At 72.9% G+C, this 22,661-nt stretch carries 21 protein-coding genes; 13 read left to right on the top strand and 8 right to left on the bottom strand.

Annotated elements, in window-relative coordinates:
* Positions 1-4 precede the first annotated feature (4 nt).
* Positions 5-742 carry an HAD family hydrolase gene (locus tag AB0A65_RS25055; protein ID WP_359955029.1) on the bottom strand — a complete coding sequence of 246 codons (738 nt, stop codon included), beginning with the start codon at positions 740-742 and terminating at the stop codon, positions 5-7.
* 100 nt (positions 743-842) lie between these two features.
* Between AB0A65_RS25055 and AB0A65_RS25050 the strand changes: the two genes are divergently transcribed.
* Together AB0A65_RS25050 and AB0A65_RS25045 are read left to right on the top strand one after the other, a co-directional pair.
* Positions 843-3,569 carry a DEAD/DEAH box helicase gene (locus tag AB0A65_RS25050; protein WP_359955027.1) on the top strand — a complete coding sequence of 909 codons (2,727 nt, stop codon included), beginning with the start codon at positions 843-845 and terminating at the stop codon, positions 3,567-3,569.
* Positions 3,570-3,584: 15 nt separating this feature from the next.
* The gene (locus tag AB0A65_RS25045) at positions 3,585-3,962 is read left to right on the top strand and encodes a VOC family protein (protein ID WP_359955024.1); all 378 of its coding nucleotides are present in this window, start codon (positions 3,585-3,587) and stop codon (positions 3,960-3,962) included.
* A gap of 147 nt (positions 3,963-4,109) precedes the next feature.
* On the opposite strand, the gene AB0A65_RS25040 is transcribed toward AB0A65_RS25045, so the two are convergent.
* Entirely contained in the window at positions 4,110-5,015 is a 906-nt protein-coding gene (locus AB0A65_RS25040; RefSeq protein WP_359955021.1) for a 5'-3' exonuclease, read from the bottom strand.
* Between the two features lie 154 nt (positions 5,016-5,169).
* Here AB0A65_RS25040 and AB0A65_RS25035 point away from each other — a divergent pair, with 154 nt between their 5' ends.
* The 7 genes from AB0A65_RS25035 to AB0A65_RS25005 all read left to right on the top strand — a co-directional run bounded on the left by AB0A65_RS25035 (position 5,170) and on the right by AB0A65_RS25005 (position 12,647).
* Complete coding sequence (locus AB0A65_RS25035) at positions 5,170-5,955, top strand: transporter substrate-binding domain-containing protein (RefSeq protein WP_359955018.1); 786 nt, start codon at positions 5,170-5,172, stop codon at positions 5,953-5,955.
* Positions 5,956-5,996: 41 nt separating this feature from the next.
* A complete protein-coding gene (locus AB0A65_RS25030) occupies positions 5,997-6,779 on the top strand; it encodes an amino acid ABC transporter permease (protein WP_359955114.1) in 783 nt (260 codons plus the stop codon).
* Positions 6,776-7,522 (top strand): amino acid ABC transporter ATP-binding protein, encoded by a 747-nt coding sequence (locus AB0A65_RS25025; protein ID WP_359955015.1) that lies wholly within the window; start codon positions 6,776-6,778, stop codon positions 7,520-7,522. Before AB0A65_RS25030 ends, AB0A65_RS25025 begins: the two co-directional genes overlap by 4 nt.
* A gap of 13 nt (positions 7,523-7,535) precedes the next feature.
* On the top strand, positions 7,536-9,095 hold the full coding sequence (locus AB0A65_RS25020; protein WP_359955012.1) for an amidohydrolase family protein: 1,560 nt from the start codon (positions 7,536-7,538) through the stop codon (positions 9,093-9,095).
* 538 nt (positions 9,096-9,633) lie between these two features.
* Positions 9,634-11,292, top strand: a complete 1,659-nt coding sequence (lnt, locus tag AB0A65_RS25015; protein WP_359955112.1) for an apolipoprotein N-acyltransferase — start codon at positions 9,634-9,636, stop codon at positions 11,290-11,292.
* 12 nt (positions 11,293-11,304) lie between these two features.
* Entirely contained in the window at positions 11,305-12,096 is a 792-nt protein-coding gene (locus AB0A65_RS25010) for a polyprenol monophosphomannose synthase (protein ID WP_359955009.1), read from the top strand.
* Positions 12,093-12,647 carry an FxsA family protein gene (locus tag AB0A65_RS25005; protein WP_359955006.1) on the top strand — a complete coding sequence of 185 codons (555 nt, stop codon included), beginning with the start codon at positions 12,093-12,095 and terminating at the stop codon, positions 12,645-12,647. The genes AB0A65_RS25010 and AB0A65_RS25005 overlap by 4 nt, the downstream gene beginning before the upstream one ends.
* A gap of 11 nt (positions 12,648-12,658) precedes the next feature.
* Here AB0A65_RS25005 and AB0A65_RS25000 read toward each other — a convergent pair whose 3' ends face one another.
* The gene (locus AB0A65_RS25000; protein ID WP_091028371.1) at positions 12,659-13,000 is read right to left on the bottom strand and encodes an RNA polymerase-binding protein RbpA; all 342 of its coding nucleotides are present in this window, start codon (positions 12,998-13,000) and stop codon (positions 12,659-12,661) included.
* Between the two features lie 400 nt (positions 13,001-13,400).
* Here AB0A65_RS25000 and AB0A65_RS24995 point away from each other — a divergent pair, with 400 nt between their 5' ends.
* Complete coding sequence (locus AB0A65_RS24995; RefSeq protein ID WP_359955003.1) at positions 13,401-14,768, top strand: Hsp70 family protein; 1,368 nt, start codon at positions 13,401-13,403, stop codon at positions 14,766-14,768.
* Here AB0A65_RS24995 and AB0A65_RS24990 read toward each other — a convergent pair.
* Genes AB0A65_RS24990 through AB0A65_RS24980 form a run of 3 tightly spaced genes read right to left on the bottom strand, consistent with a single transcriptional unit; the run spans position 14,734 to position 16,925 of the window.
* Positions 14,734-15,912: an aminotransferase class I/II-fold pyridoxal phosphate-dependent enzyme gene (locus AB0A65_RS24990; protein WP_359955000.1), complete on the bottom strand. Its 1,179-nt coding sequence runs from the start codon at positions 15,910-15,912 to the stop codon at positions 14,734-14,736. The genes AB0A65_RS24995 and AB0A65_RS24990 overlap by 35 nt on opposite strands.
* A gap of 36 nt (positions 15,913-15,948) precedes the next feature.
* Positions 15,949-16,521, bottom strand: coding sequence for a YdeI/OmpD-associated family protein (locus AB0A65_RS24985; RefSeq protein WP_359955109.1), 573 nt, complete (start codon positions 16,519-16,521; stop codon positions 15,949-15,951).
* Positions 16,522-16,529: 8 nt separating this feature from the next.
* Positions 16,530-16,925, bottom strand: coding sequence for a VOC family protein (locus AB0A65_RS24980; RefSeq protein WP_359954997.1), 396 nt, complete (start codon positions 16,923-16,925; stop codon positions 16,530-16,532).
* Positions 16,926-17,008: 83 nt separating this feature from the next.
* Here AB0A65_RS24980 and AB0A65_RS24975 point away from each other — a divergent pair, with 83 nt between their 5' ends.
* On the top strand, positions 17,009-17,953 hold the full coding sequence (locus tag AB0A65_RS24975; RefSeq protein ID WP_359954994.1) for a YafY family protein: 945 nt from the start codon (positions 17,009-17,011) through the stop codon (positions 17,951-17,953).
* A gap of 76 nt (positions 17,954-18,029) precedes the next feature.
* On the opposite strand, the gene AB0A65_RS24970 is transcribed toward AB0A65_RS24975, so the two are convergent.
* Positions 18,030-18,527, bottom strand: a complete 498-nt coding sequence (locus tag AB0A65_RS24970) for a MarR family transcriptional regulator (protein ID WP_359954991.1) — start codon at positions 18,525-18,527, stop codon at positions 18,030-18,032.
* Between the two features lie 40 nt (positions 18,528-18,567).
* Between AB0A65_RS24970 and AB0A65_RS24965 the strand changes: the two genes are divergently transcribed.
* Positions 18,568-19,815: an MFS transporter gene (locus tag AB0A65_RS24965; RefSeq protein ID WP_359954988.1), complete on the top strand. Its 1,248-nt coding sequence runs from the start codon at positions 18,568-18,570 to the stop codon at positions 19,813-19,815.
* Between the two features lie 45 nt (positions 19,816-19,860).
* Positions 19,861-22,287, top strand: a complete 2,427-nt coding sequence (locus tag AB0A65_RS24960; RefSeq protein ID WP_359954986.1) for a S8 family serine peptidase — start codon at positions 19,861-19,863, stop codon at positions 22,285-22,287.
* On the opposite strand, the gene AB0A65_RS24955 is transcribed toward AB0A65_RS24960, so the two are convergent.
* Complete coding sequence (locus tag AB0A65_RS24955) at positions 22,271-22,603, bottom strand: hypothetical protein (RefSeq protein ID WP_359954983.1); 333 nt, start codon at positions 22,601-22,603, stop codon at positions 22,271-22,273. The genes AB0A65_RS24960 and AB0A65_RS24955 overlap by 17 nt on opposite strands.
* Between the last annotated feature and the right edge of the window lie 58 nt (positions 22,604-22,661).

Raw genomic sequence — 22,661 nt, 5'->3', positions numbered from 1 at the left:
GCCCTTAGCAGCCCGCGCGCACGAGGCGCAGCACCGCGTCCAGGCCGACCGTGCGGCCCGCCTCCGCGTGCGGCAGCAGGTAGCAGCGCGCCCCGACCCGGGCCGCGCCCGCGTCGGCCATCGTGTCGCCGACCATGAGCACCCGGCCCGGCTCGACGTCCAGCGCATGGCACGCGGAGTAGAAGATCTTCTCGTCCGGCTTGCAGTAGCCGACCTCGTAGGACAGCACCCACGCGTCGATGAACCGGTCGATGCCGAGGCGCCGCAGGATCGGGCGCGCGTCGAAGCCGATGTTGGACACCAGCGCGATCGGGTAGCCCTGGGCCTTGAGCGACACCAGGGTCGCGAACGTGTCGGCGAACGCCACCCACCCCTCGGGGGAGGCGAGCCGGTCGTAGAGGGCCTCCGCGAGGCCGTCGAACACGCCGTGGGCCTGCGCGGCGAGCGCGGTGAACGCCTCGCGGTGGGCGTCCTCGTCGAGGTCGCGCTCCGACCACGCCTCGGCGAAGTGCGGCCGCACCCGCGGCTCCATGCCCGAACCGAGCCAGCCCTGCGCGCCGATGGCGTCGGCCAGCGCCGTCACCGCGAGCGGTGAGAGCTGCTTCCCGCAGGCGTCCGCGGCCAGCGCGACCGACCTGGTCAGGGGTTCGAGCTGCGCCAAGGTGCCGTGGAAGTCGAACAGGACCGCGTCGACCCCTCCGCGTCCCGCATCGTCGTCTCCTGGTGAGGAATCACGGTGCACATCCGGGACGATACCCGGCCGTGTAGGCGTCGTCACAGCCGGGTGGACAGGGCGCGTTACCGGGATGCTCTTGTCGGGGCGGCAGACTAGTGTTGAGGCCATGGTTAACGCCGACGTGCCTTACGCCGACGACCGCTCCCCGGCCGAACGCCACGCTGCTGCTCAAGCGCGTCGGCAGTGGCCCCAGCTGGCGGCATTCGCGGGGGACTACTCCTTTGCACTCGACGACTTCCAGGTCGAGGCGTGCCGCGTCCTCGAAGCGGGGCACGGCGTCCTCGTGTGTGCGCCCACCGGCGCCGGGAAGACCGTCGTGGGGGAGTTCGCGGTCCACCTCGCGCTCGCCGAGGGCGCGAAGTGCTTCTACACGACCCCGATCAAGGCGCTGTCGAACCAGAAGTTCAACGACCTGGTCGACGCGCACGGCGCCGAGAACGTCGGGCTGCTGACCGGCGACACGGTCGTCAACGGCGAGGCCCCGATCGTGGTCATGACGACCGAGGTCCTGCGGAACATGATCTACGCGGGCTCCTCGACGCTCCAGGGGCTGCGGTACGTGGTCATGGACGAGGTCCACTACCTCGCCGACCGGTTCCGCGGCGCCGTGTGGGAGGAGATCATCATCGAACTCCCGCAGGAGGTCCGGGTCGTCTCGCTGTCGGCGACGGTCTCCAATGCGGAGGAGTTCGGCGACTGGCTCAAGAGCGTCCGCGGCTCCACCGAGGTCGTGGTCTCCGAGACGCGGCCGGTCCCGCTGTGGCAGCACATGATGATCGGCGGCGCGCTGCTCGACCTGTTCGAGCCCGGCGCCGACTACGTCTCCAAGGAGCTGCTGAAGAAGGACGCGCGGATGCGCGAGCGCGGGGAGCGCACCGGCGGCGGGCGCCGCCGCGGACGGCCCCATGTGGACCGCGGCCGCGTCGTCTCCCGGCTCGACCAGGCCGCGCTGCTGCCCGCGATCTACTTCATCTTCTCGCGGGCGGGCTGCGACGCGGCCGTCGACGAGTGCGTGCGCGCGGGCCTGCGGCTCACCGACGGGGCCGAGCGCGACGAGATCGTCGACTACGCCACCGCGTCCGTCGCCCACATCGACCCCGCCGACCTCGATGCGGTCGGCTTCGACCGGTGGCTCGCGGGCCTCGCGGCCGGGATCGCCGCCCACCACGCCGGGCTGCTGCCGGTGTTCAAAGAGGTCGTCGAGAAGCTGTTCGAGCGCGGCCTGCTCAAGGCCGTGTTCGCCACCGAGACGCTCGCGCTGGGCATCAACATGCCCGCCAGGTCGGTGGTCCTGGAGCGGCTCATCAAGTACGACGGCTCCGACCACGTGATGCTCACGCCCGGCCAGTACACGCAGCTCACCGGGCGCGCCGGGCGCCGCGGCATCGACGTCGAGGGGCACGCGGTCACCGTGTGGGCCGAGGACGTGCGCCCCAAGGAGCTCGCGGGCCTTGCGTCCAAGCGCACCTATCCGCTGAACTCCTCGTTCGCGCCCTCCTACAACATGGCCGTGAACCTCATCGGCGCCGCCGGGGTCGAACGCGCGCAAGAGGTCCTCGCGTCCTCGTTCGCGCAGTTCCAATCGGACTCCGAGGCCGTCCACATCGCCGAGCAGGCACGCTCGCTGGGGCGCCGCGCCGCCGAGGCCGCGAAGGGCGCCGAGTGCCACAAGGGCGACTTCCTCGCGTACTACGAACTGACGCACGAGCTCTCGCAGGCCGAGCGCGCGAACCAGAAGCGCCGCAAGGGCGCCCTGCGCGACGAGGCCCGCACCCGCCTGGAGGAGCTGCGCGCCGGCGACGTCGTGTGGATCTCCCGCGGCAAGCGCGTCGGCTGGGCGGTGTTCCTGCGGCCCACCGGCGGCTCGCGCCACCACGACCCGCGGTGGGCGGTGCTCACCTCCGACGGGTGGGCCGGGACGCTGGAGACCTCCGCGTTCGACGGCGGCCTCGAAGTCGTCACGAAGCTCCGCGTCGACAAGCGCTTCGACCGCCGGGACCCCCGGTCCCGCAACGACCTCGCGGCGAGCCTGCGCGAGGCCACAAGGGACCGTTCGCGGCCGACGCGCCGCGGCGGGGCCGCCGAGACCCCCGAGATCGCGCGCCTGCGCGAGGAGGTCAAGGACCACCCATGCCGCACCTGCCCCGACGCCGGGCAGCACACCGTGCACGCGTCCCGCTGGTCGCGGCTCAAGCGCGAGGAAGAAGCGCTGCGGCACCGCTCCGAGCGGCGCGAGCACTCGCTGGCGCGGCAGTTCACGGCCGTGCGCGAGGTGCTCACCGAGTTCGGGTACCTCGAAGGCGAGACCGTCACCGATTCGGGGCGGCTGCTGCGCAACCTGTTCGTGGAGACCGACCTGCTCGTGGCGCAATGCCTGCGCGACGGGATCTGGGAGGGGCTCCAGCCCGCGGCGCTGGCCGCGATCGCCTCGACGGTGATCTACGAGTCGCGGTTCGAGGAGGACGAGTTCTTCGTGGCCGTGCCGGGGCAGATCACCGAGCACGTCGCGAAGACCGTGCGCCGCTGGGAGGCCATCCGCCGCACCGAGAACCAGCGCGGCCTGTCGCTGATCTCGCGGCCGCAGCTGGGCCTGGCGTGGCCGATCTACCGGTGGACCAGCGGTGAGGAGCTGTCGAAGGCGCTCGCCGCGGCCGACGGCCCGTGGCCGATGCCCGGCGGCGACTTCGTGCGCTGGGCCCGCCGCACCGCCGACCTGCTGCACCAGATGGGGACCGCGGCGCGGTTCATCGGCACGGAGTCCTCGAACAAGCTCGCCGACGCGGCCTTCGAAGCGGTGGACGAGATCCGCCGCGGCGTGGTCGCCGACGTATAGAAGGAAGGGCCCGGCATGCACCGCAGCCGCCTCTCGACGATCCTGTTCGACACCCCCGAGCCGGACGCGGCGGCCGCGTTCTGGGCCTCCGCGCTCGGGACCGAGGCCCGGTCCGTTGAGGGCGAGCCGCAGTTCACGAGCCTGCCGGGCGTGCTGCCCGGGCTCGTCACCGCGGTGCAGCGCCTGGACGAGGGCGAGGCGCGGGTGCATGTGGACATCGAGACCGACGACCTCGACGCGGAGACCGAGCGGCTCAAGGCGCTCGGCGCGGTCGAGCTGTCGCGCTGGCTCGACTGCCGGACGCTCCGCGTACCCGGCGGGCACGTGGTGTGCGTGATCCCGATGCACTCCGACCGCGCCGAGTTCGAGGCGGCGGCCACCGTCTGGGAGTGAGCGCGAGGGGTGCTCGCGTTCGGTGTCGCCCCCGCTTGCAATAGTGCCCGCGGGGGCCGACAGTTCTCGGCCGCTGCGGGGTTCGGCGGGCGATGCGAGTCGGGCTCGGGGTTGGGTGGACGCGAGAGTGATTCGGGTTGGCGTCGGTCAGGATTCGGTTTGGGTGATCGCTTCTTGGAAGCGGGTCAGGGCCGAGGTGACGTTCCATTCGGTTGCCAGGGCTTCGACGGCGACCGGGTTCTTGGGGGCGGTCGGGAGCGTCGCGTCGATGACCGGGACGTCGACGTCGGCGACCACTGAGGAGACCTTCACGGCGCGGTCGAGGTAGTCGGCGGATTCGGTGATGGACTTGCGCTGGCGGTCGGGGAGGTCCGAGGCGGAGTCCGCCGCCGCGGCGCGGATGCCGGAGATGCCGCCGTAGGTGTTGACGAGGGAGACGGCGGTCTTGGCGCCGATGCCCTTGACGCCCGGGAGGCCGTCCGAGGGGTCGCCGCGGAGGACCGCGAAGTCGACGTAGTGGCTGGGGGCGACGCCGAACTTGGTGGCGACCGCTTCGCCGTCGAAGAGCTCGGCCTTGGAGATGCCCTTGGCGAGGTAGACGACGTGGCGGTTGCGGTCGTCGTCCACGAGCTGGAAGAGGTCGCGGTCGCCGGTGACGACGAGGACCGGTTCGGCGGTGCGGGCGGCGAGGGTGGCGATGACGTCGTCGGCCTCGTAGTCCGGGTGGGTGGCGGTGGCGATGCCCAGGGCCGGGAGGAGGGCTTCGATCGCGGCGACCTGGTCGTCGAGGCCCTCGGGGGTGTCCTCGGCGCCGTCGGCGGTGGCGCGGTCGGCCTTGTAGCCCGGGAGCTGCTCAAGGCGCCAGTCGGGGCGCCAGTTGCCTTCGAGGCAGCAGACCATGCCGGTGGGGGAGAAGCGGCGGGTCAGGACCGCGAGGCCGTCGAAGAAGCCCCGCACCGCTCCCGAGCGGCGCCCGTCGGGGGCCTTGATCGAGGAGGGGAGTCCGTAGTAGGCGCGGTACCAGAGGGACGCGGCGTCGATGAGCATCAGCATCGGACCACTCTCTCATGGCGGGACGACACGTTGGGCCAACGCTGATTCGGCCGCCCGTACTGCGAAACCTGCCACATTGCGGACCAGGTGGCACGAGTATGGGTGCATCCGGCCGGAATGATCGGCGAATCCGCAAACGCATAGGAGCCTTCAGGTGAACACGCACACCCGCCGCGCCGCGGCAGCCCTGGCCCTGATCGGGACCGGGCTCGCCGCAGCCGCTTGCTCGTCCGGTTCGGACGACGACTCCACCCTCACCGTCTGCACGAACGTCCCCTTCGTCCCCTTCGAGTACCAGGAGGACGGCGAGTACGTCGGGTTCGACATGGACCTGATGAACATGCTCGCCGACCGCCTCGACCAGACCGTCGAGGTCGTGGAGATCAGCTTCGACTCGATCAGCTCCGGCGAGGCCCTCAACGCCGGGACCTGCGACATCGCCGCGGCCGGGCTCTCGATCACCGAGGAGCGGCAGGCCGCCATGGGCATGTCCCAGGCGTACTACCGGGCCGACCAGGCGCTCGTCGTCCCCGACGGGTCCGCCGTCGCGACCCTCGACGACCTCTCGGGCGTCCAGGTCGCCGTGCAGTCCGGGTCCACCGGCGAGGCGTACGCGAACGACAACGCCGAGCAGTACGGGTACGAGGTCGTGGCCTTCGAGTCCATGGGCGACATCGCCTCCGCGCTGTCCGCCGGGACCGTGGGCGCCTCCATCGCCGACCTCGCCACCTGGCAGCAGATGATCGAGACCGCGTCCGGGCTGACCCTGGTCCAGACCATCGAGACCGCCGAGCACTACGGGTTCGCCGTCCAGAAGGACGACACCGAGCTGCTCGACGAGGTGAACGCCATGCTCGACGCCGCCTTCGAGGACGGCACCTACGCCGAGCTGTACGAGAAGTGGATCGGCGAGCCCTACACCGGGGACCTCGACCAGTAGTGGACGCCGCCACCACCGACGCCGCGCCCGCCCGGAGCCGCATGACGGCCCGGCAGCGGCGCCGCCTCGCGCGCGGCGTCCAGTACGCCGTCATCGTCGCCGTCGTCGCGGTGATCGCCGCCGCCGCGGACTGGGGCCGCATCGCCGACTCGTTCTTCCAGCTCGACATCGCCGCGGACATGTTCCCCGACGTGTGGACCTCGTTCTGGAACACGATCCTGTACACGGTCCTCGCGTTCGCCTTCGGCATGGTCGTCGGCGTGCCCGTCGCGCTCATGCGCGTCTCCGAGTTCGCGCCCTACCGCTGGTTCGCCACCGTGTACGTCGAGGTCTTCCGCGGCCTGCCCGCGCTCCTCGTGCTGTTCCTCGTCGGCTTCGGCGTCCCCCAGGCGTTCCCGGGCATCCAGTACCCCGGCGGCGTCTACGGGCAGGTCGCCATCGGCCTGGGCCTCACCTCCTCGGCGTACATCGCCGAATCGGTGCGCGCCGGCATCCAGGCCGTCCCCAAGGGCCAGGTGGAGGCCGCCAGGTCCCTCGGGATGGGCCGCACCCGCACCATGGTCACCGTCGTGCTCCCGCAGGCGCTGCGGATCGTCGTGCCGCCCTTGACGAACGAGCTCGTGATGCTCACCAAGGACTCCTCGCTCGTGTTCGTCCTCGGCGTCACCACCGCCACCATGGAGCTCTCGAAGTTCGCCCGCAACGAGCTCACCGACACCGCGAACGCCACCCCGCTACTCGTCGGCGGCCTGCTCTACCTCCTGCTGACGATCCCGCTGGGCCTCCTGGCCCGGCGCCTTGAGAACCGGGAGGACCACCGGTGAACGCGCCCATCGTGAAGATCGAAGGACTGCGCAAGCGCTTCGGCGACAACGAGGTCCTGCGCGGCATCGACCTGGAGATCGCCGAAGGCGAGGTCGTGTGCCTCATCGGGCCCTCCGGGTCCGGCAAGTCCACACTGCTGCGCTGCGTCAACCTCCTGGAGGAGCCCACCGAGGGCACCATCGAGGCCGCCGGGCACGACATGACCGGCCCCGACGCCGACCTGGACCTCGCCCGCCGCGACATCGGCATGGTGTTCCAGCACTTCAACCTGTTCAGCCACATGACGATCCTCGACAACCTCGTCGTGCCCCAGCGGCGGGTCTGCAAGACCCCCAAGGCCGAGGCCGTCGAGACGGCGCGGCGGTTGCTCGCCGAGGTCGGCATCGAAGGCAAGGAGAAGGCCAAGCCCGGGCAGCTCTCCGGCGGGCAGCAGCAGCGCGTGGCCATCGCCCGCGCGCTGGCCGTCAAGCCCCGGCTCATGCTGTTCGACGAGCCGACCAGCGCCCTGGACCCCGAGATCGTCGGCGAGGTCCTCGCCGTCATGAAGGGGCTCGCGGCCGAGGGCATGACGATGCTCGTGGTCACCCACGAGATGGGCTTCGCGCGCGAGGTCGCCGACCGGGTCCTGTTCCTCGACGGCGGCGTCATCGTCGAGCAGGGGCCGCCCGCGGAGGTCCTCACCGACCCGAAGACCGAGCGGGCGCGCAGCTTCCTCCACCGCGTCCTCCACCCGGCCGACTGACATCATTGGAGGCATGAGCCTCCTCGACAGCACCGAGCGAACCTCGGAACGGACACTGTGGCGCGGCGGGCGGGTCCTGAGCCCGACCCACCCGGCCGCGACCGCACTGCTCACCGAAGGCGACCGGATCGCCTGGATCGGCGACGAGACGGACGCGCCCGCCGCCGACCGCGCGGTCGACCTCGAAGGGGGCCTGGCGGCCCCGGCGTTCGTGGACTCGCACGTCCACCTCACCGGCACCGGCGAGTCCCTCACGGGCCTGCACCTCGCCGGGGCCGGGTCCGCCGCCGCGGTCCTCGACCGCGTCGCCGCGTACGCCGCGGGCCTCCCCGAGGACGCGATCGTCCTCGCCCACGGCTGGGACGAGACCGCCTGGGACGACCCGGCCGCACCGGCCTCCGAGGCCCTCGGCAACGCTGCCGGGAGCCGCCTCGCGTACCTCTCGCGCACCTGCGGGCACATCGGCGTCGCCGGGCCCCGGCTCCTCGCCGAGCACCCGGAGTTCGCTGCCCTCGACGGCCACGACCCGTCCGGGCTCCTCAGCCGCGCCGCCCACCGCGCCGCGCGCGCCACCGTCCACGCCGCCGTCCCCGTCTCCCAGCGCCTCACCGCCGCCCGCGCCGGCCTCGCGCACGCCGCCGGGCTCGGCATCGCCGCCGTCGCCGAGATGGCGATCCCGAACGACGCGGACCCGCTCATCGAGGACGAGTTCCAGGGCCTCGTCGCGCTCGGCCGCGAGCCCGGCACCCCCGCGGTCTACGGCTGGTGGGGCGAGCTGCGCGCCTCCGAGAAGGCCCGCGACCTCGGCGCCCACGGCTCCGGCGGCGACCTCTCCGCGGACGGGTCGCTCGGGGCGCGCACCGCGTTCCTCCGGACCTCTTACGCCGATGCGGACACGCTCGGGGCGTCCTACCTCTCGGCCTCCGACGTCGCCGCCCACCTGCGCGACGCGCACCGCGTCGGGCTCTCGACGGCATTCCACGCGATCGGGGACGGCGCGATCGCGGCCGTCCTCGACGGCCTCGACCGGGTGGAGGCCGAGATCGGGCTCGACGCGATCCGGCACGCCCGCCACCGCATCGAGCACGCCGAACTCCTCGACGCCCAGCTCATCGCCCGGATGGTCCACCACGGCGTCCACGCGTCCGTGCAGCCCGCGTTCGACGCCGCCTGGGGCGGCCCGGACGGCATGTACGCGGCCCGGCTCGGGCGCGACCGGGCGATGGCCGCGAACCCGCTGTCGCGGCTCGCCGGGGTCGGCGTGCCGCTGGCGTTCGGATCGGACTCGCCGGTGACCGCACTGGACCCGTGGGGCGGCGTGAGGGCCGCCGTGCGCCACCGGAACCCGGTGTCCCGGCTCCCGATGGCCGCGGCGTTCGCGGCGGCCACCAGGGGCGGCTGGAGGGCCCTGGGGATCGACGACTCCGGGTCGCTCGTCCCGAACACCCGAGCGAACTTCACAGTGTGGGACCTCACCGGGACGGGCCTCCCCGACTTGAGTGATCCCGGTGCCCCCGACCCGGAGTGCCGCCTCACGGTCGCCGGAGGATCACTCGTGTACACGCGTGCCTGACCTGGCCCCGCGCTCGCGGCGGCGCTGACGCGAGAAAAATTGCTGGACCAAAATTCCGACCCGGTCGACGCCCTCGGCGCTGTTTGGCTTACGGTGGTCTGGTCCTCGGCGGAAGACCTGAAACGGTGGCCCGCCGAACGTCGGGGGCGACTCGACTTGCTTTGCTCCCACGCAGACTGGACAAGGTGACAGCGCGGCCGCACTGTCACCGGCGGCCAGGTCCAGATCGCGGGGGTCGGCGGAGGAAGGCGGGCCGGTCGCCGGTGGTGGACCCGCAACGGATGCAGGTGGTCCCTAGACAACAGCTCGTAGACGCTCATCCAGACGGGTGCGAGTTGGTCCGAAGATCACCAGTGAACGAGGCAGGGGACACCGGCCGTACAGGGACTGGGAGAAACCCGTGCGAGGGGCGTAGCCGGACACAGCTACGCCCCTTTGCCGTGTCCGCAGTACGCTAGAGCCCCACCGGGCCGCGAACTCTTCTCGCACCGGTCATCCAAGGCCAGCGCACGAGCGAGGAGCGCCCTTCTTGAGCACCGTGATCGACGACGACCGCGACGCCCCTCCCTCCGAGGACGCCCCCGCGCCTCCGGCCCGCAAGGCCCGCCGCGGCCTGCTCCTCGCGGACTCGCCGCTCGGACGCCGCCTGAGCCTCCCCGCCGCGCTCGTCCTCGCCGTCGCCTCCGGCCTCCTCGCCGTTCTCGCGTTCCCGCCCTACGGCGCCTGGCCGCTCGCGGCCGTGTCCGTCGCCGGGTTCGGCGCGGCCGTCCACCGCAGGCGCCTGCGCGGCGGCCTCGGCATCGGCTTCGTGTACGGCATGGCGTTCTTCATGCCCCTCCTGGCCTGGTCCTCGACGCAGGTCGGCCAGTGGCCCTGGCTGTTCCTCTCCGCGCTCGAAGCGCTCGGCACCGGCATCCTCGGCGCCGGGCTCGCCGTCTGCTCGCGCCTCGTCGACCGCCACCGCTGGATCTGGGCCCCGCTCACCGGCGTCGCCTGGGTCGCGCAGGAGGCTCTGCGCGACCGCCAGCCCTTCGGCGGCTTCCCGTGGGCCCGCCTCGCGTTCAGCCAGGCCGACGCCCCCACCTCCGCCGTCGCCTGGCTCGGCGGCGCCCCGCTCCTCAGCTTCGTCGTGGCCCTCACCGGCGGGTTCCTCCTGGCCGCGGGGTACGCGCTCGTGACGCGCCGCCTCGGCGGGCTCCGCAAGGCCGCCGCGTTCGTCGCCGCGGCGGCCGTCGCCACGATCGCGCCGCTCGCGCTCCCGATCGGGACCACCGCGCCCGCGGGGGACACCGTCAACGTCGCGGTCGTCCAGGGCAACGTGCCGCGCCTGGGCCTGGGCTTCAACGAGCAGCGCCGCGCCGTCCTCGACAACCACGTGCAGGCCACGCTCGACCTCGCCGACGCCGTCAACGAGGGCCGCGCCGAGCGCCCCGACCTCGTCGTGTGGCCCGAGAACGCCTCCGACATCGACCCGATCGAGAACCAGGACGCGTACGACGAGATCAGCTTCGCGGCTGCCGCCATCGGCGCGCCGATCGTCCTCGGCGGCATCGTCCACAACGACGACGGCACCGTCTCCAACATGAGCATCGTGTGGGACCCCGAGGACGGGCCCGTCCACATGTACTCCAAGCGGCACCCCGTGCCGTTCGCCGAGTACGTGCCCTACAAGGACTTCTTCTCCACCGTCGCCGGGTGGATCGACCCGCGCATGTCCGAGGGCCTCGACAGCGTCGCCGGGTTCGCCGCGGGCGAGAGCGACGGCGTGATCCCCGTGGCGGGCACCGACATCACCGGGCTCATCTGCTTCGAGATCGCCTTCGACGCCGAGACCCGCGACTCCGTCCTCAACGGAGCGCAGCTCATGGTCGTGCAGACCAACAACGCGACCTTCGACACGAAGGAGGCGCAGCAGCAGCTCGCGATGGTCCAGATCCGGTCGATCGAGCACGGGCGCGACGGCCTCATGGCCTCCACCGTGGGCGTCTCCGCGTTCACCGACCACACCGGAGCGGTCTCCCAGGCGACCGAGTTCAACACCGCCGCCGTCATCCAATCGGACCTAACGCTCTCGGACGCCTCGACGCCCGCCACCGCAGTGGGTATCCTGCCTGAAGCGGTCCTCACCGGAGCGGCACTGGTGGCACTGGCCTGCGCAATCGCCATGAACGTCCGGCACCGCCGCAGCCAGACCTAGAAAGCCGACGCCATGTCCCAGAACCCGGACCGGAACATCCCCGGCAGCGATGCCGGTCCGGCCGTCGTCGCGATCCCGACGTACAACGAGCGCGACAACATCGAGGCCACCGTCCAAGCCGCACTCGACGGCTGCCCCGGCATCGACGTGCTCGTCGTGGACGACACCTCGCCCGACGGCACCGGCGACCTCGCCGACGCCATCGCAGCGCGCGAGAGCCGCGTCCACGTCCTCCACCGGGCCGAGAAGCAGGGCCTCGGCGCCGCCTACCTCGCCGCGTTCGCGTGGGCCGCCGAGCGCGGCTACCGCGTCGTCGTCGAGATGGACGCCGACGGTTCCCACGACCCGGCCGACCTGCCGCGCCTCCTCGACGCCATCGACGCGGGCGCCGAACTCTCGATCGGCTCCCGGTACATCCCGGGCGGGTCGGTCCGCAACTGGGCGCTCCACCGGCTCGCGCTCTCGCGCTGCGCGGGGATCTACACGCGCGCGATGCTCGGGCTGCGCGTCCAGGACGTCACCGCCGGGTACCGCGCCTACCGCCTCGACGCGCTTCAGAAGCTCCAACTGGACACCGTCAACTCCGTGGGGTACTGCTTCCAGATCGACCTCACCTGGCGGGCCGTCAAGGCCGGTTTCACCATCAGCGAAATCCCGATCGTGTTCACCGAGCGCCGCGCCGGCGCCTCGAAGATGAACGGCGCCATCACGATCGAGGCCCTGTGGAACGTCACCGTGTGGGGGTTCGCCCACCGCGCACGGCAACTGCGGCGCGCCTTTTCGCGTGGCAGAATCGAGGAGTGACGCACCAGCAGCCGCCGCAGGCACAGAAACGGGCCCCGTTCGCCGTCAGGCTCGCGCTGGCGGTGTGGATCGTCGCCGAGGCCGCCGCCTTCTTCGGGCTCGCGTACCTCATCGGCTTCGGGTACACGCTGATGATCTTCATCGGCACGAGCTTCCTCGGGATCGCGCTGATCCAGTACGTCGGCGCGAAGTCCTTCCGGGCCGCCCGCGACTACCTCAACTCCGGCGGCGACCCGTCCCGGGAGCTCCCCAACGGGTACGCGCTGGCGGGCGCGTTCTGCCTGATCATCCCCGGGTTCGTGACCGACCTGATCGGGCTCCTGCTGCTGTTCCCGCCGACCCGGTTCGTGTTCCGGGGCCTGGGGCGCTGGATCGCGGCCCGCACGCCCGTGATGCGCTTCGGCGGCGACGTCATCGACGGTGAGGTGATCGACGAGCGCAGCGCAGACGACATGAGGACAGGCGAGCGCGACTACACGGACGCGCCGTTCCCCGACGACGAGCCCCGCAGGTACGACAACGGACCCCGGTCGATCGACCAGGGTCCGTGAGCCTCGCTTAGCTAGCGCTCGCCGCGGCGCGCGCGCATCTCCTGGAGGCGCTCGTCGAGGATCTCTTCGAGCTCCTCCATCGAACGGCGCTCCAGCAGCATGTCCCAGTGGGTGCGCGGCGGCTTGACCTTCTTCGTCTCCGGCTCCTCGCCGTCCACGAGCTTGGCCGTGGTCCCGTCGAGCCGGCACTCCCACGTGAGCGGGATCTCCGCTTCGACCGCGAACGGCACCTCGAAGCGGTGGCCCTGCGGGCAGACGTAGTCGCGGGTCTGGCGGGGGGCCAGCTCCGTGTTCCGGTCCGATTCGTAGCTGACGGCGCCGAGACGGGAGCCCCTCAGCATTCTGTCGCCCATGTTCCCCTGCACTTCCTTTGAGCACTTGCCCTGACCCTCGCAGCCGGGCCGGTCGGCCCCCGCTGCTGTGCGCGCCCCCTCGGATCACGCCGAATCGGGGGGCCATCGCTTCGTACAACGCCCGGACCTGGCCGGATCCTTCCCGGCACCGCCGTCCGGAGACGCGGCCGTTCCGGCGCGGACCCCCAAGTGTGGCCCGGCGCGGCCGCGGCCGCCACGGACGTCCCCTTGAAGTGTGACACAACACGGGCCCCGATCCGCGCGGGCGAGCACGTGAGATGCCGCTCGCACCCGGGGAGAATGCGGTGCGAACGGTGCGTGAGCGACTGGTGAACGCCGAACGGGTCGCATCCGTCGTGGACGCGCACAGTAAGGTGTGCACCAGACAAGGAGTTCTCACATGCACGTGCTTGGAATCGACTTCGGAACCTCGAACACCGTCGCCGTGCTGCGTTCGGCCGACGGACGCGTACGCCCCCTGCTGTTCGACGGCGCTCCGATCCTGCCCTCGTCGGTCTACTACAACTCCGACGGGCGCATGCTCGTCGGACGCGACGCCGAGCGCAACGCCCGCATGGACCCCGCGAGGTTCGAGCCCAACCCGAAGCGCCGCATCGACGACGGCTCGCTGTTCCTGGGCACCTCCGAGATCCCGGTGCCGCAGGTCTTCGCGTACGTGCTCCAGCAGGTGGCCCTGGAGGCCCAGCGCCAGGCCGGCCAGATGCCCGGCCAGGTCCGGCTCACCCACCCCGCCCGCTGGGGCGAGCGCCGCCGCTCGATCCTCATGGACGCCGCGCGCCTCGCCGGACTCCCCGCCCCCCAGCTCATCCCCGAGCCGGTCGCCGCGGCCTCCTACTTCACGTCGGTGCTCGGCACCGCCGTCCCGCCCGGGCGCTCGCTCGCGATCTACGACCTCGGCGGCGGCACGTTCGACGCCACGGTGGTGCGCCGCACCCAGACCGGCTTCGAGGTCCTCGCGGAGGAGGGCGTCGGCGACGTCGGCGGCCTCGACTTCGACCACGGCATCGTCGAGCACCTCGGCAAGACCTACGGCGCCTCCCACCAGGGCGACTGGAACCGGCTCCTCACCCCCGCCGACGACCGGGACCGCCGCTACCGCCGGATGCTCTACGAGGACGTGCGCGGCGCCAAGGAGACGCTCTCGCGGACCGCGAGCGCCGACATCCACCTGCCCGCCCTCGAAGTGGACGCGCACCTCACGCGCGCCGAGTTCGAGGACATCGCCCGCCCGCCGCTGGAGCGGACCGTGGACTGCCTCCAGCGGGCCATCAGCTCCGCGCGCATGAACCCCGCCGACCTCGTGGGGATCTTCCTCGTCGGCGGCTCCTCGCGCATCCCGATGATCTCCCAGCTCATCCACTCGAAGCTGGGCGTGCCGCCGCAGACGTTCGAGCAGCCCGAGACCGTCGTGGTCGAAGGCGCCGTGCGCGCCGCGTCCGGCCCCGCCCCGACCGAGCAGCAGCCGATCCGGCCGACCTCCGGCGGGCCCGTCTCGCCCGCCGGGCACATGTCGGCCCCGCGCCCGCCCATGCAGGCCCCGTCGATGCAGCCCCCGCAGGTCCAGCAGGCCCCGCAGCAGATGCTGCCGCCGCAGACGAACTACCAGCCCGCGCCGCAGGCGCAGCCGGTCTACCAGCAGCAGCCCGCGAAGCGCCCGCTGACGCAGGAGCCGGCCGTCCTCGTGACCGGCGCGGCCGTCGTCATCCTGTTCGTCATCTTCTTCGTGATCCTGTCGACGATCCTGTAGCCAGGCCCTTCCGCAGCCGCTCCAGGCCCTCCTCCAGGACGGGCCGGGGCTTGCAGAACGTGAAGCGGACCTCGGGCCTCGGCCCGGGGTCCGCGTAGAACACCTGGGTCGGGACCGCCACGACCCCGCACCGCTCGGGCAGCTCCAGGCAGAACGCCATGCCGTCCGCGTACCCGAGCGGCGCGGCGCTGGTCGTCACGAAGTAGGTCCCCTGCGGGCGGTGCACGGCGAACCCGAGGTCCGCGAGCCCGGCCGCGAGGAGGTCGCGGCGCTCCGCGTAGTCCGCGACGTACTCCTCGTAGAACTCCGGCGCCGAGGCGAGCGCCGCCGCGATCCCGTACTGGAACGGGGTGCCCGACGCGAACGTCAGGTACTGCTTGACGCCCTTGAGCCGCGCGACGAGGTCCGCGGGGCCCGTGGCCCACCCGATCTTCCAGCCCGTCACCGAGAACGTCTTCCCGGCCGACCCGATGCTCACCGTCCGCTCCCACATGCCCGGCAGCGACGCGAAGGGCACGTGCGCGAGCCCGTCGAACACCAGGTGCTCGTACACCTCGTCGGTGACCACGAGCAGGTCCCGCTCCGCGGCGACCCGCGCGACCGCCTCCAGCTCGGCGCGGTCGAGGACCGTGCCGGTCGGGTTGTGCGGCGAGTTCAGCAGCAGCACCCGCGTCCGGTCGGTCACGACCTCCTTGAGCCGCTCCAGGTCCGGACGGAAACCGGGGGCCTCCAGGCGCCACGGCACGATCGTGCCGCCCGCCAGCTCCACGGACGCCTTATAGGAGTCGTAGAACGGCTCCATCGCCACGACCTCGTCGCCGGGCCGCACGAACGCGAGCATCGCCGCCGCGATCGCCTCCGTGGCCCCCGCGGTCACCACGACCCCTTCGTCCACGTCCGGGTCCAGCCCGTACCAGTGCCGCTGGTGCGCCGCGATCGCCTCGCGCAGCTCCGGGACGCCCGCGAGCGGCGGGTACTGGTTGCGGCCCTCCCGCATCGCGGCCACCGCCGCCTCGATCACCCGGGCGGGACCCGACTCGTCGGGGAAGCCCTGCCCGAGGTTCACGGCGCCGTACCGCTGCGCCAGCGCGGACATGACGGTGAAGATCGTGGTCTGGGGTACGGCCGGGCCCGTGCGGTCCATGAGCGCCTCCTTAGCGGACCCGGCCATCATTCCCGTTCAGCCCCTCGCGTTCCGACCCGCCCCCAACGACCCCGCCCCCAACGACGCCGCGATGCGGGCCGCGACGCGCTCCCGCGACGCCGCCGTGCGGGCCTGGAGCAGCGGCAGCATGAGCGTGTACCGCTCGCTGCGGGGGAGCGCGGCGAACGCGGCCGCGGCCTGCGGGTCGAGCGCCGCGGTCAGCTCCGGCGGGACCCCGGCCGTGGACTGCGGCTCGTAGGCCGCCTCCCACCGGCCGTCGGCCTTCGCCTCCGCGACCCGCGCCAGGCCCGCCGGGCGCATCCGGCCCGCCGCGGTGAGCGCCTCGATCTTGGCGCGGTTCACCTGCGACCACGCGCTGGCGGGGCGCCGCGGGGAGTACCGCTGGAGGAACGAGTCGCCGTCGAGGGCCTTGCGCTGCCCGTCGATCCACCCGAAGCACAGGGCCGCGTCGAGGGCCTCCTCGATGCGGACGAGCGCGAGCGCCGTGCGGCGCTTGCCGATCCGCAGCCACGCCTCCGTCCCGGTCCCGTGGTGGGCCGCGAGCCACGCCTCCCAGGCGGCGCGGTCCGCGAACTCCAGGGGCGTCATCGGGGCGGTCACTGCGCGGTCCCGGCGAGGACGTCGAGGTAGTGCCGGTTGTACATGACGCCGAGGACGTTCCCGAACGGGTCGGTGAAGGACGCGGTCGTGAACCCCTCGCCCCGCTCCTTCCGCGCCTCGTACACCTCGGCGCCCATGGCGGTGAGCTTCGCGGTCGCCGCGTCGAGGTCGTCCACGTGCCAGTAGGCGATCGACCCGCCCGGCCGCAGCTCGTGGGGCGCCCAGGCGCCCGCGATGATCCCCAGCTCCTGGCTGTGGTCGCCGATGCGGAACTCGGCGTACCCGCCCGGGACCTCGAAGTACGCCTCGGTGCCGAGCAGCTCGGCGTACCACGCCTTCGCGGCGTCCAGGTCCTCGGCGAAATAGGTGATAGTGGCGAATCCCCGCAGCATCGGTACTCCTTCGTTGTCGTTGCACCCCACGTTATGGCCCATTGCGGAAGATCAGCTTCCGCAATGGGTGAGAGAATTCGGGGATGCTGGAGACCTCCGCGCGCCTGCTGCGCCTCCTCGCCCTCCTCCAGGCCCGCCGCGACCGGACCGGGCCCGAACTCGCCGAACGGCTCGGCGTGAGCACCCGGACCGTGCGCGCCGACGTCGACCGGCTGCGCCGGCTCGGGTACCGGGTCGACGCCACCACCGGGAGCGCGGGCGGGTACCGGCTCGAAGCGGGGAGCGCGATGCCGCCGCTGCTGCTGGACGACGAGGAGGCCGTGGCCGTCGCGGTGGGGCTGCGCGCGGCCGCGTCCGGGTCGGTCGCGGGGATCGAGGAGACCTCGCTGCGGGCCCTCGCCAAGCTGGAGCAGACGATGCCCTCGCGGCTGCGGCGGCGCATCGACGTGCTCCGCTCGGCCACGGTCTCGGCCGCGGCGGCGGGCCCGGCCGTGGACGCGGAGGTGCTGACCGCTATCGCCGAGGCCGCGCACCGGTGCGAGCAGCTGCGGTTCGACTACCTCGACCGGGCGGGGGAGGAGACGCGGCGCCGGGCCGAGCCGCACCGGCTCGTCTACACCGGGCGGCGCTGGTACCTGGTGGCCTGGGACGTCGACCGCTCCGACTGGCGCACCTTCCGCGCCGACCGCATCCGGCCGCGGACTCCCAACGGCCCCAGGTTCACCCCGCGCGAGCCCCCGGAGGGCGCGGTCGACCGCGTGCTCAAGGGGATCGGGCGGACCGCGTGGCGCCACCCGGCCCGCATCCGCCTGCACGTGCCCGCCGAGGCGGCGGCCGACCGACTGCCGCCCGGCAGCGGGCTGATCGAGCCCGCCGGGCCGCGCGAGTGCCTGTGGGAGACCGGCAGCGACTCGCTCCGCGACCTCGCGCTCTTCGCGACCTCACTCGACCTGCCGTTCACCGTGGAGGAACCGGCGGAGCTGCGCGAGGAGCTGCGGCGCCTCGCCGACCGGCTGCGGGCCGCATAGGACCGGACCCGGAGGCGGGCGCCTCGCCGGGTCCGCGACTCGGCGGGCACCGCGAGCGGCGGCTCCTCGCCGAGCGCTACTCGGCGGACGCGGCGAGCTTCGCGAGGAGACCCGCGAGGGTCTTGCGCTCTGCGGCACTGAGGGGCTCCAGGAGCCGCGCCTGGTTCGCGAGGTGGACGCCCATGAGGCGGTCCGTCAGGTCCCTCCCTTTGCGCGTCAACGAGATCTGGCGTCCGCGGGCGTCCTCGTCGGCCACCGACCGCTCCACGAGCCCCTTGGCTTCGAGCCGGTCGACGCGCTTGGTGATCGCGCCGGTCGTGACGAGCACGGTGCGCGAGAGGTCGCCCGCCGAGAGCGCGAACGGCTCGCCGGAGCGGCGCAGGGCCGCGAGGACGTCGAAGTCGCCGTTCCCGAGCCCCGCCTCCGCGAACGGGGGGCGCAGCTCGCGGTCGAACCCGTCGGCAAGGCGGAACAGGCGGCCCACCACGAGCATCGGGGAGGCGTCCAGGTCGGGGCGCTGGCGGTGCCACTGGCCGACCATGTCGGCGACGGCGTCGGTCTTCTCGTTCGGCATGGCTTGCATTCTACCTTCCGAGGAAGATAAACTGTCTTCCATGGAAGACAACTCCTCGACTGCGCGCCGCCGCTTCATCGCCGCGAGCTTCACCGACGCCCTCGGCCAAGGGGTCTACGTGCCCCTGACCATGCTGTTCGTCCACGCCCTCACCGGACTCACCCTCACCGCCATCGGCACCGGCCTCACCCTCGCCGGGCTCGGCGCGCTCGCCTCCATGCCCGTCGTCGGCACCCTCATCGACCGCTTCGGCGGCAAGCGCGTCTACACCGCCGCACTCGCCCTGCGCGCCATCGGCTTCGCGCTCTACCCCCTCGCCCACTCCTACCCCGCGTTCCTCGCCGTCGCGCTCGTCGTGGCCGTCGCCATGTGGGCCGCCCCGCCCAGCCAGCAGTCCCTCATCGGCGACATGGCCGAAGGCGCCGAACGCGACCGGCTCCTCGCCTGGGACCGCAGCCTCCGCAACGGCGGCATGGGCTTCGGCGCCCTCGCCGCCGCCGGGATGCTCGCCCTCGACGGCCACACGGGGTTCTACGCGGCCGCCGCAATCCTCGCCGCCGCTTGCGCCGCGGCCGCGATCACCGTCGCCACCATCCCCGCCCGGCGCCGCACCGACCCCGCGCCCCGCGAATCCCAAGGCGGCTACCGGGAAGTCCTCGCCGACCGGCCCTACCTCGCGCTCACCGCCGCGAACTTCCTCATCGGCTTCGGCTACACCGCGCAGGCCATCGCCCTGCCCGTGTTCCTCACCCGCGACGTGGGCCTGCCCGGCGCGCTCGCGGGCGGCGTGTTCGCCGTGAACACCGCGCTCGTCGCCGTCCTCGGCGTGCCCGTCGCCCGCGCCATGGCCCGGGCCCGCCGCGCCCGCGGCGCCGCGCTCGGCACCGCCGTCTTCGCGGCCTCCTTCGCGGCCTTCGCGTGCCTGCCCGCCCTCGGCGGCGGGATCGTCGCCGTGCTCATCGTCGCGATCGTCTACACCGCAGGCGAACTCATCCACTCCGCGCCCGCGCAGAGCCTCTCCGTGCAGGCCGCCCGCGACCACATCAGGGGCCGCTACCTCTCGGTCTACCAGCTGTCCTGGTCGCTGTGCCGCACCGTCGCGCCCGTGGTCCTCGGGCTCCTCCTCGACGCCGGGACGTGGCAGCTGTGGGCTGTGCTCGCCGCCGCCGTCCTCGCCGGAGGGCTCCTCCTGCTGCGCACCGAGCGCTCGCTCCCCGCGCACTTGAGTCCCGCTTTCAGCCGTTCGGCGGATACGCAGCGCACCCACGCCGTCACCGCTTCCGCGTAGCCTGAGGAGATGGCCAACCGGCGCTCCCCTCCGGAAGAAGGCACCATGTCGAAGCTCCTCGTCACCCTGCGCACCCCCGGCGACCGCGACGCGGTGCGCGACACCGGGGTCGAAGTCCTCGCCGAATACCCCGACACCCTCCTCGTGGCGACCACCGCGGGCCAGGCCCGCGCCCTCGCCGACCGCGGCGTCGAGACCGCGCCGCTCCCCGAGCAGCCCGTCCAGACCGCGGGCGCCTCCTTCGCGTTCGCCGCCGCGCTCACCGCGCAGGAGACCGCCGCGATCGAACCCGAGCCCGGACGCACCGCGTACTGGCTCGTCAAACTCATCGGCCCGCCCACCGCCGACTGGCTCGGCGAACTCACCGACGCGGGCGCCGAGATCCACGGCAGCCTCTCCGGGTTCACGCTCCTCGTCGGCGCGCTCCCTGAACGCGTGCAAGGCATCCGCGACCTCCCGCGGGTCGAGGAGGTCACCCCCTACCGACCCGCCATGAAGGTCTCCCCGAAGCTCCACCCGCGGCCCCGCCGCGAACTCGACGCCGCCTACCTCGCCGCCGTCGACCCCGACGCGTTCACCGACGACGCCCTCCAGATGGTCGAGGTCTCCGTCTTCCCCGGCGAGGACACCGACGCGCTCGTGCGCCGCATCCGCGAGTCCGGCGGCACCGCCCTCACCGTGCTGCCCTCCTCCGTCGTCGCGAGCCTGCCCCGCACCGTCATCGCCGACCTCGCCGACCTCCAAGGCGTGCAGGCGATCGTCCCCTACGCGTTCTCCCAGACCAGCAACGACCGCGCCACCGCCGTCATGGGCGTCCCCGCCGTCGCCGAGGCCATCGGGCTCACCGGCGCCGGGCAGATCGTCGCCGTCGCCGACTCCGGGCTCGACAACGGCGACCCCGAGACCCTCCACCCCGACGTGCGCGGCCGCGTCGCCGGGATCACCTCCTGGCCCGTGCGGACCGTCCTGGCGCCCTTCACGAACGACCCGCCCGCCCACGACGACGGCCCCGCCGACGTCGAGTCCGGCCACGGCACCCACGTCACCGGCTCCGTCCTCGGCAACGGCGAGGCCGCCCGCCTCGCGGGCGCCGGACCCGTCCCCGCCGGGACCGCCCCCGGCGCGCAGGTCTTCTTCCAGGCCATCAACCAGTCCATCCGGTGGAAGTCCCGCGCCGAACTCGCCGCCGCCGGACTCCAGCCCTTCACGTTCCCCTGGCCCCCGCCGCCCTCCGGCCTCTACGGCATCCCCGGGAACATCGCCGAGCTGTTCGCCGAGGCGTACGCCGCGGGCGCCCGCGTCCACACCAACTCCTGGGGCGCGCCCCTCGCCGGGGAGTACAGCCAGAACGCCCGCTCCGTGGACGCCTTCACCTGGGAGCACCCCGACATGCTCGTGCTCTTCGCCGCAGGGAACGACGGCGAGGACACCGACAGCGACGGCCAGATCGACCGCGACTCCATGGGCTCGCCCGGCACCGCCAAGAACTGCCTCACCGTGGGCGCCACCGAGAACGACCGCCCCGCCGGGTCCGACCCCGCGCCCGGCCTCGACCGCAACTGGAGCGACTGGTCCAGCTACCCCAAGCTCGGCGCCGCCGGGCACGTCTCCGACAACACCGAGGGCATGGCCGCGTTCTCCTCCCGCGGCCCCACCGACGACCTCCGCATCAAACCCGACGTCGTCGCCCCCGGCACCAACGTCCTCTCCCTCCTCTCCTCGGTCTACGACGGCGACGGCGAACCCCTCTGGGGCCGCCTGCCCGAAGGCCACCCGCTGCGCGACCGCTACTGCTGGAGCGGCGGCACCAGCATGGCCACCCCGCTCGTCGCCGGGGCCGCCGCGCTCGTGCGCCAGCGCCTCGCCGACGCCGGGCACGTCGAGGACGGCCGCCGCCCCTCCGGCGCCCTCCTCAAGGCCCTCCTCGTCAACGGCGCCGTCCCCATCGCGGGCCAGTACCCCGGCGAGGTCCCCGCCGGACCCAACCCCGTGTCCGGGTTCGGCCGCGTCGACGTGGGAGGCGCCGTCGGCGGACGAGTGGGCTTCGCCGACGCGCCCGCGCACGCCGTCGCCACCGGCGAGATCCGGACCTTCCGCGTCACCGCCGCCGACCCCGGCACGGCCCTGAAGGCGACCCTGGTGTGGACCGACGCGCCCTCGCTCGAAGGGCTCGGCGGCCTCGTCAACGAGCTGTACCTCCAGGTCGAGACCCCCTCGGGGGAGGTCCGCAACTGGGACGCCGGCCCGGTCACCCGCGTGACCAACAACGTCCAGCAGGTCACCGTCGCCGCCCCCGAGCCCGGGGTCTACACGGTCCGCGTCCGCGGCGTCTCCGTCACCAGCCGCGCGCCCGGCGCGGGCCCGACGGGGGACCTGCGGCAGGACTTCGCGCTGGCGGTCGCGAACGCCGCGCCGGAGGCGGGGGACGGCGGGGCGCTGTGGGCGATGGACCCGGCTACTGCGGCCGGGTGACGTCGCGGCGGGCCATCGGGGGCCGGAACAGGATCTCGACGTAGACGATCCGCTCGTGCAGCACGTCGAGCACGAGCATCCCCTCGTCGGGGTCGAGCAGCACGTTCCGGTGCCCGGGCCCGTACGGCTCGCCGGGCGGGTGCGGCGCGGTCCTGACGCTCTGGCAGTGGGACTCGCCGCACCCGCACTCGGCGACGATCCGCAGGTCGTGCGCGAGGATCGACAGGTTCCGCTCGCCCTCGTCGTCCAGGAGCCGCTCCAGCTCCGCGACGAGGTCGGGGTACACCTCGCGCAGCAGCGGTCCCTCGTCCTCCATGAGGCCGATTGTAGGACCGGACGCGAGCGGTTATCGCCCCCATTGTGCGTCGCCGGGG

The organism is Glycomyces sp. NPDC047010, from assembly GCF_040644205.1.
GTDB lineage: Bacteria > Actinomycetota > Actinomycetes > Mycobacteriales > Micromonosporaceae > Glycomyces.
Note: the sequence above shows the minus strand (reverse complement) of the source record. Positions and strands in the feature narration are given on the sequence as shown.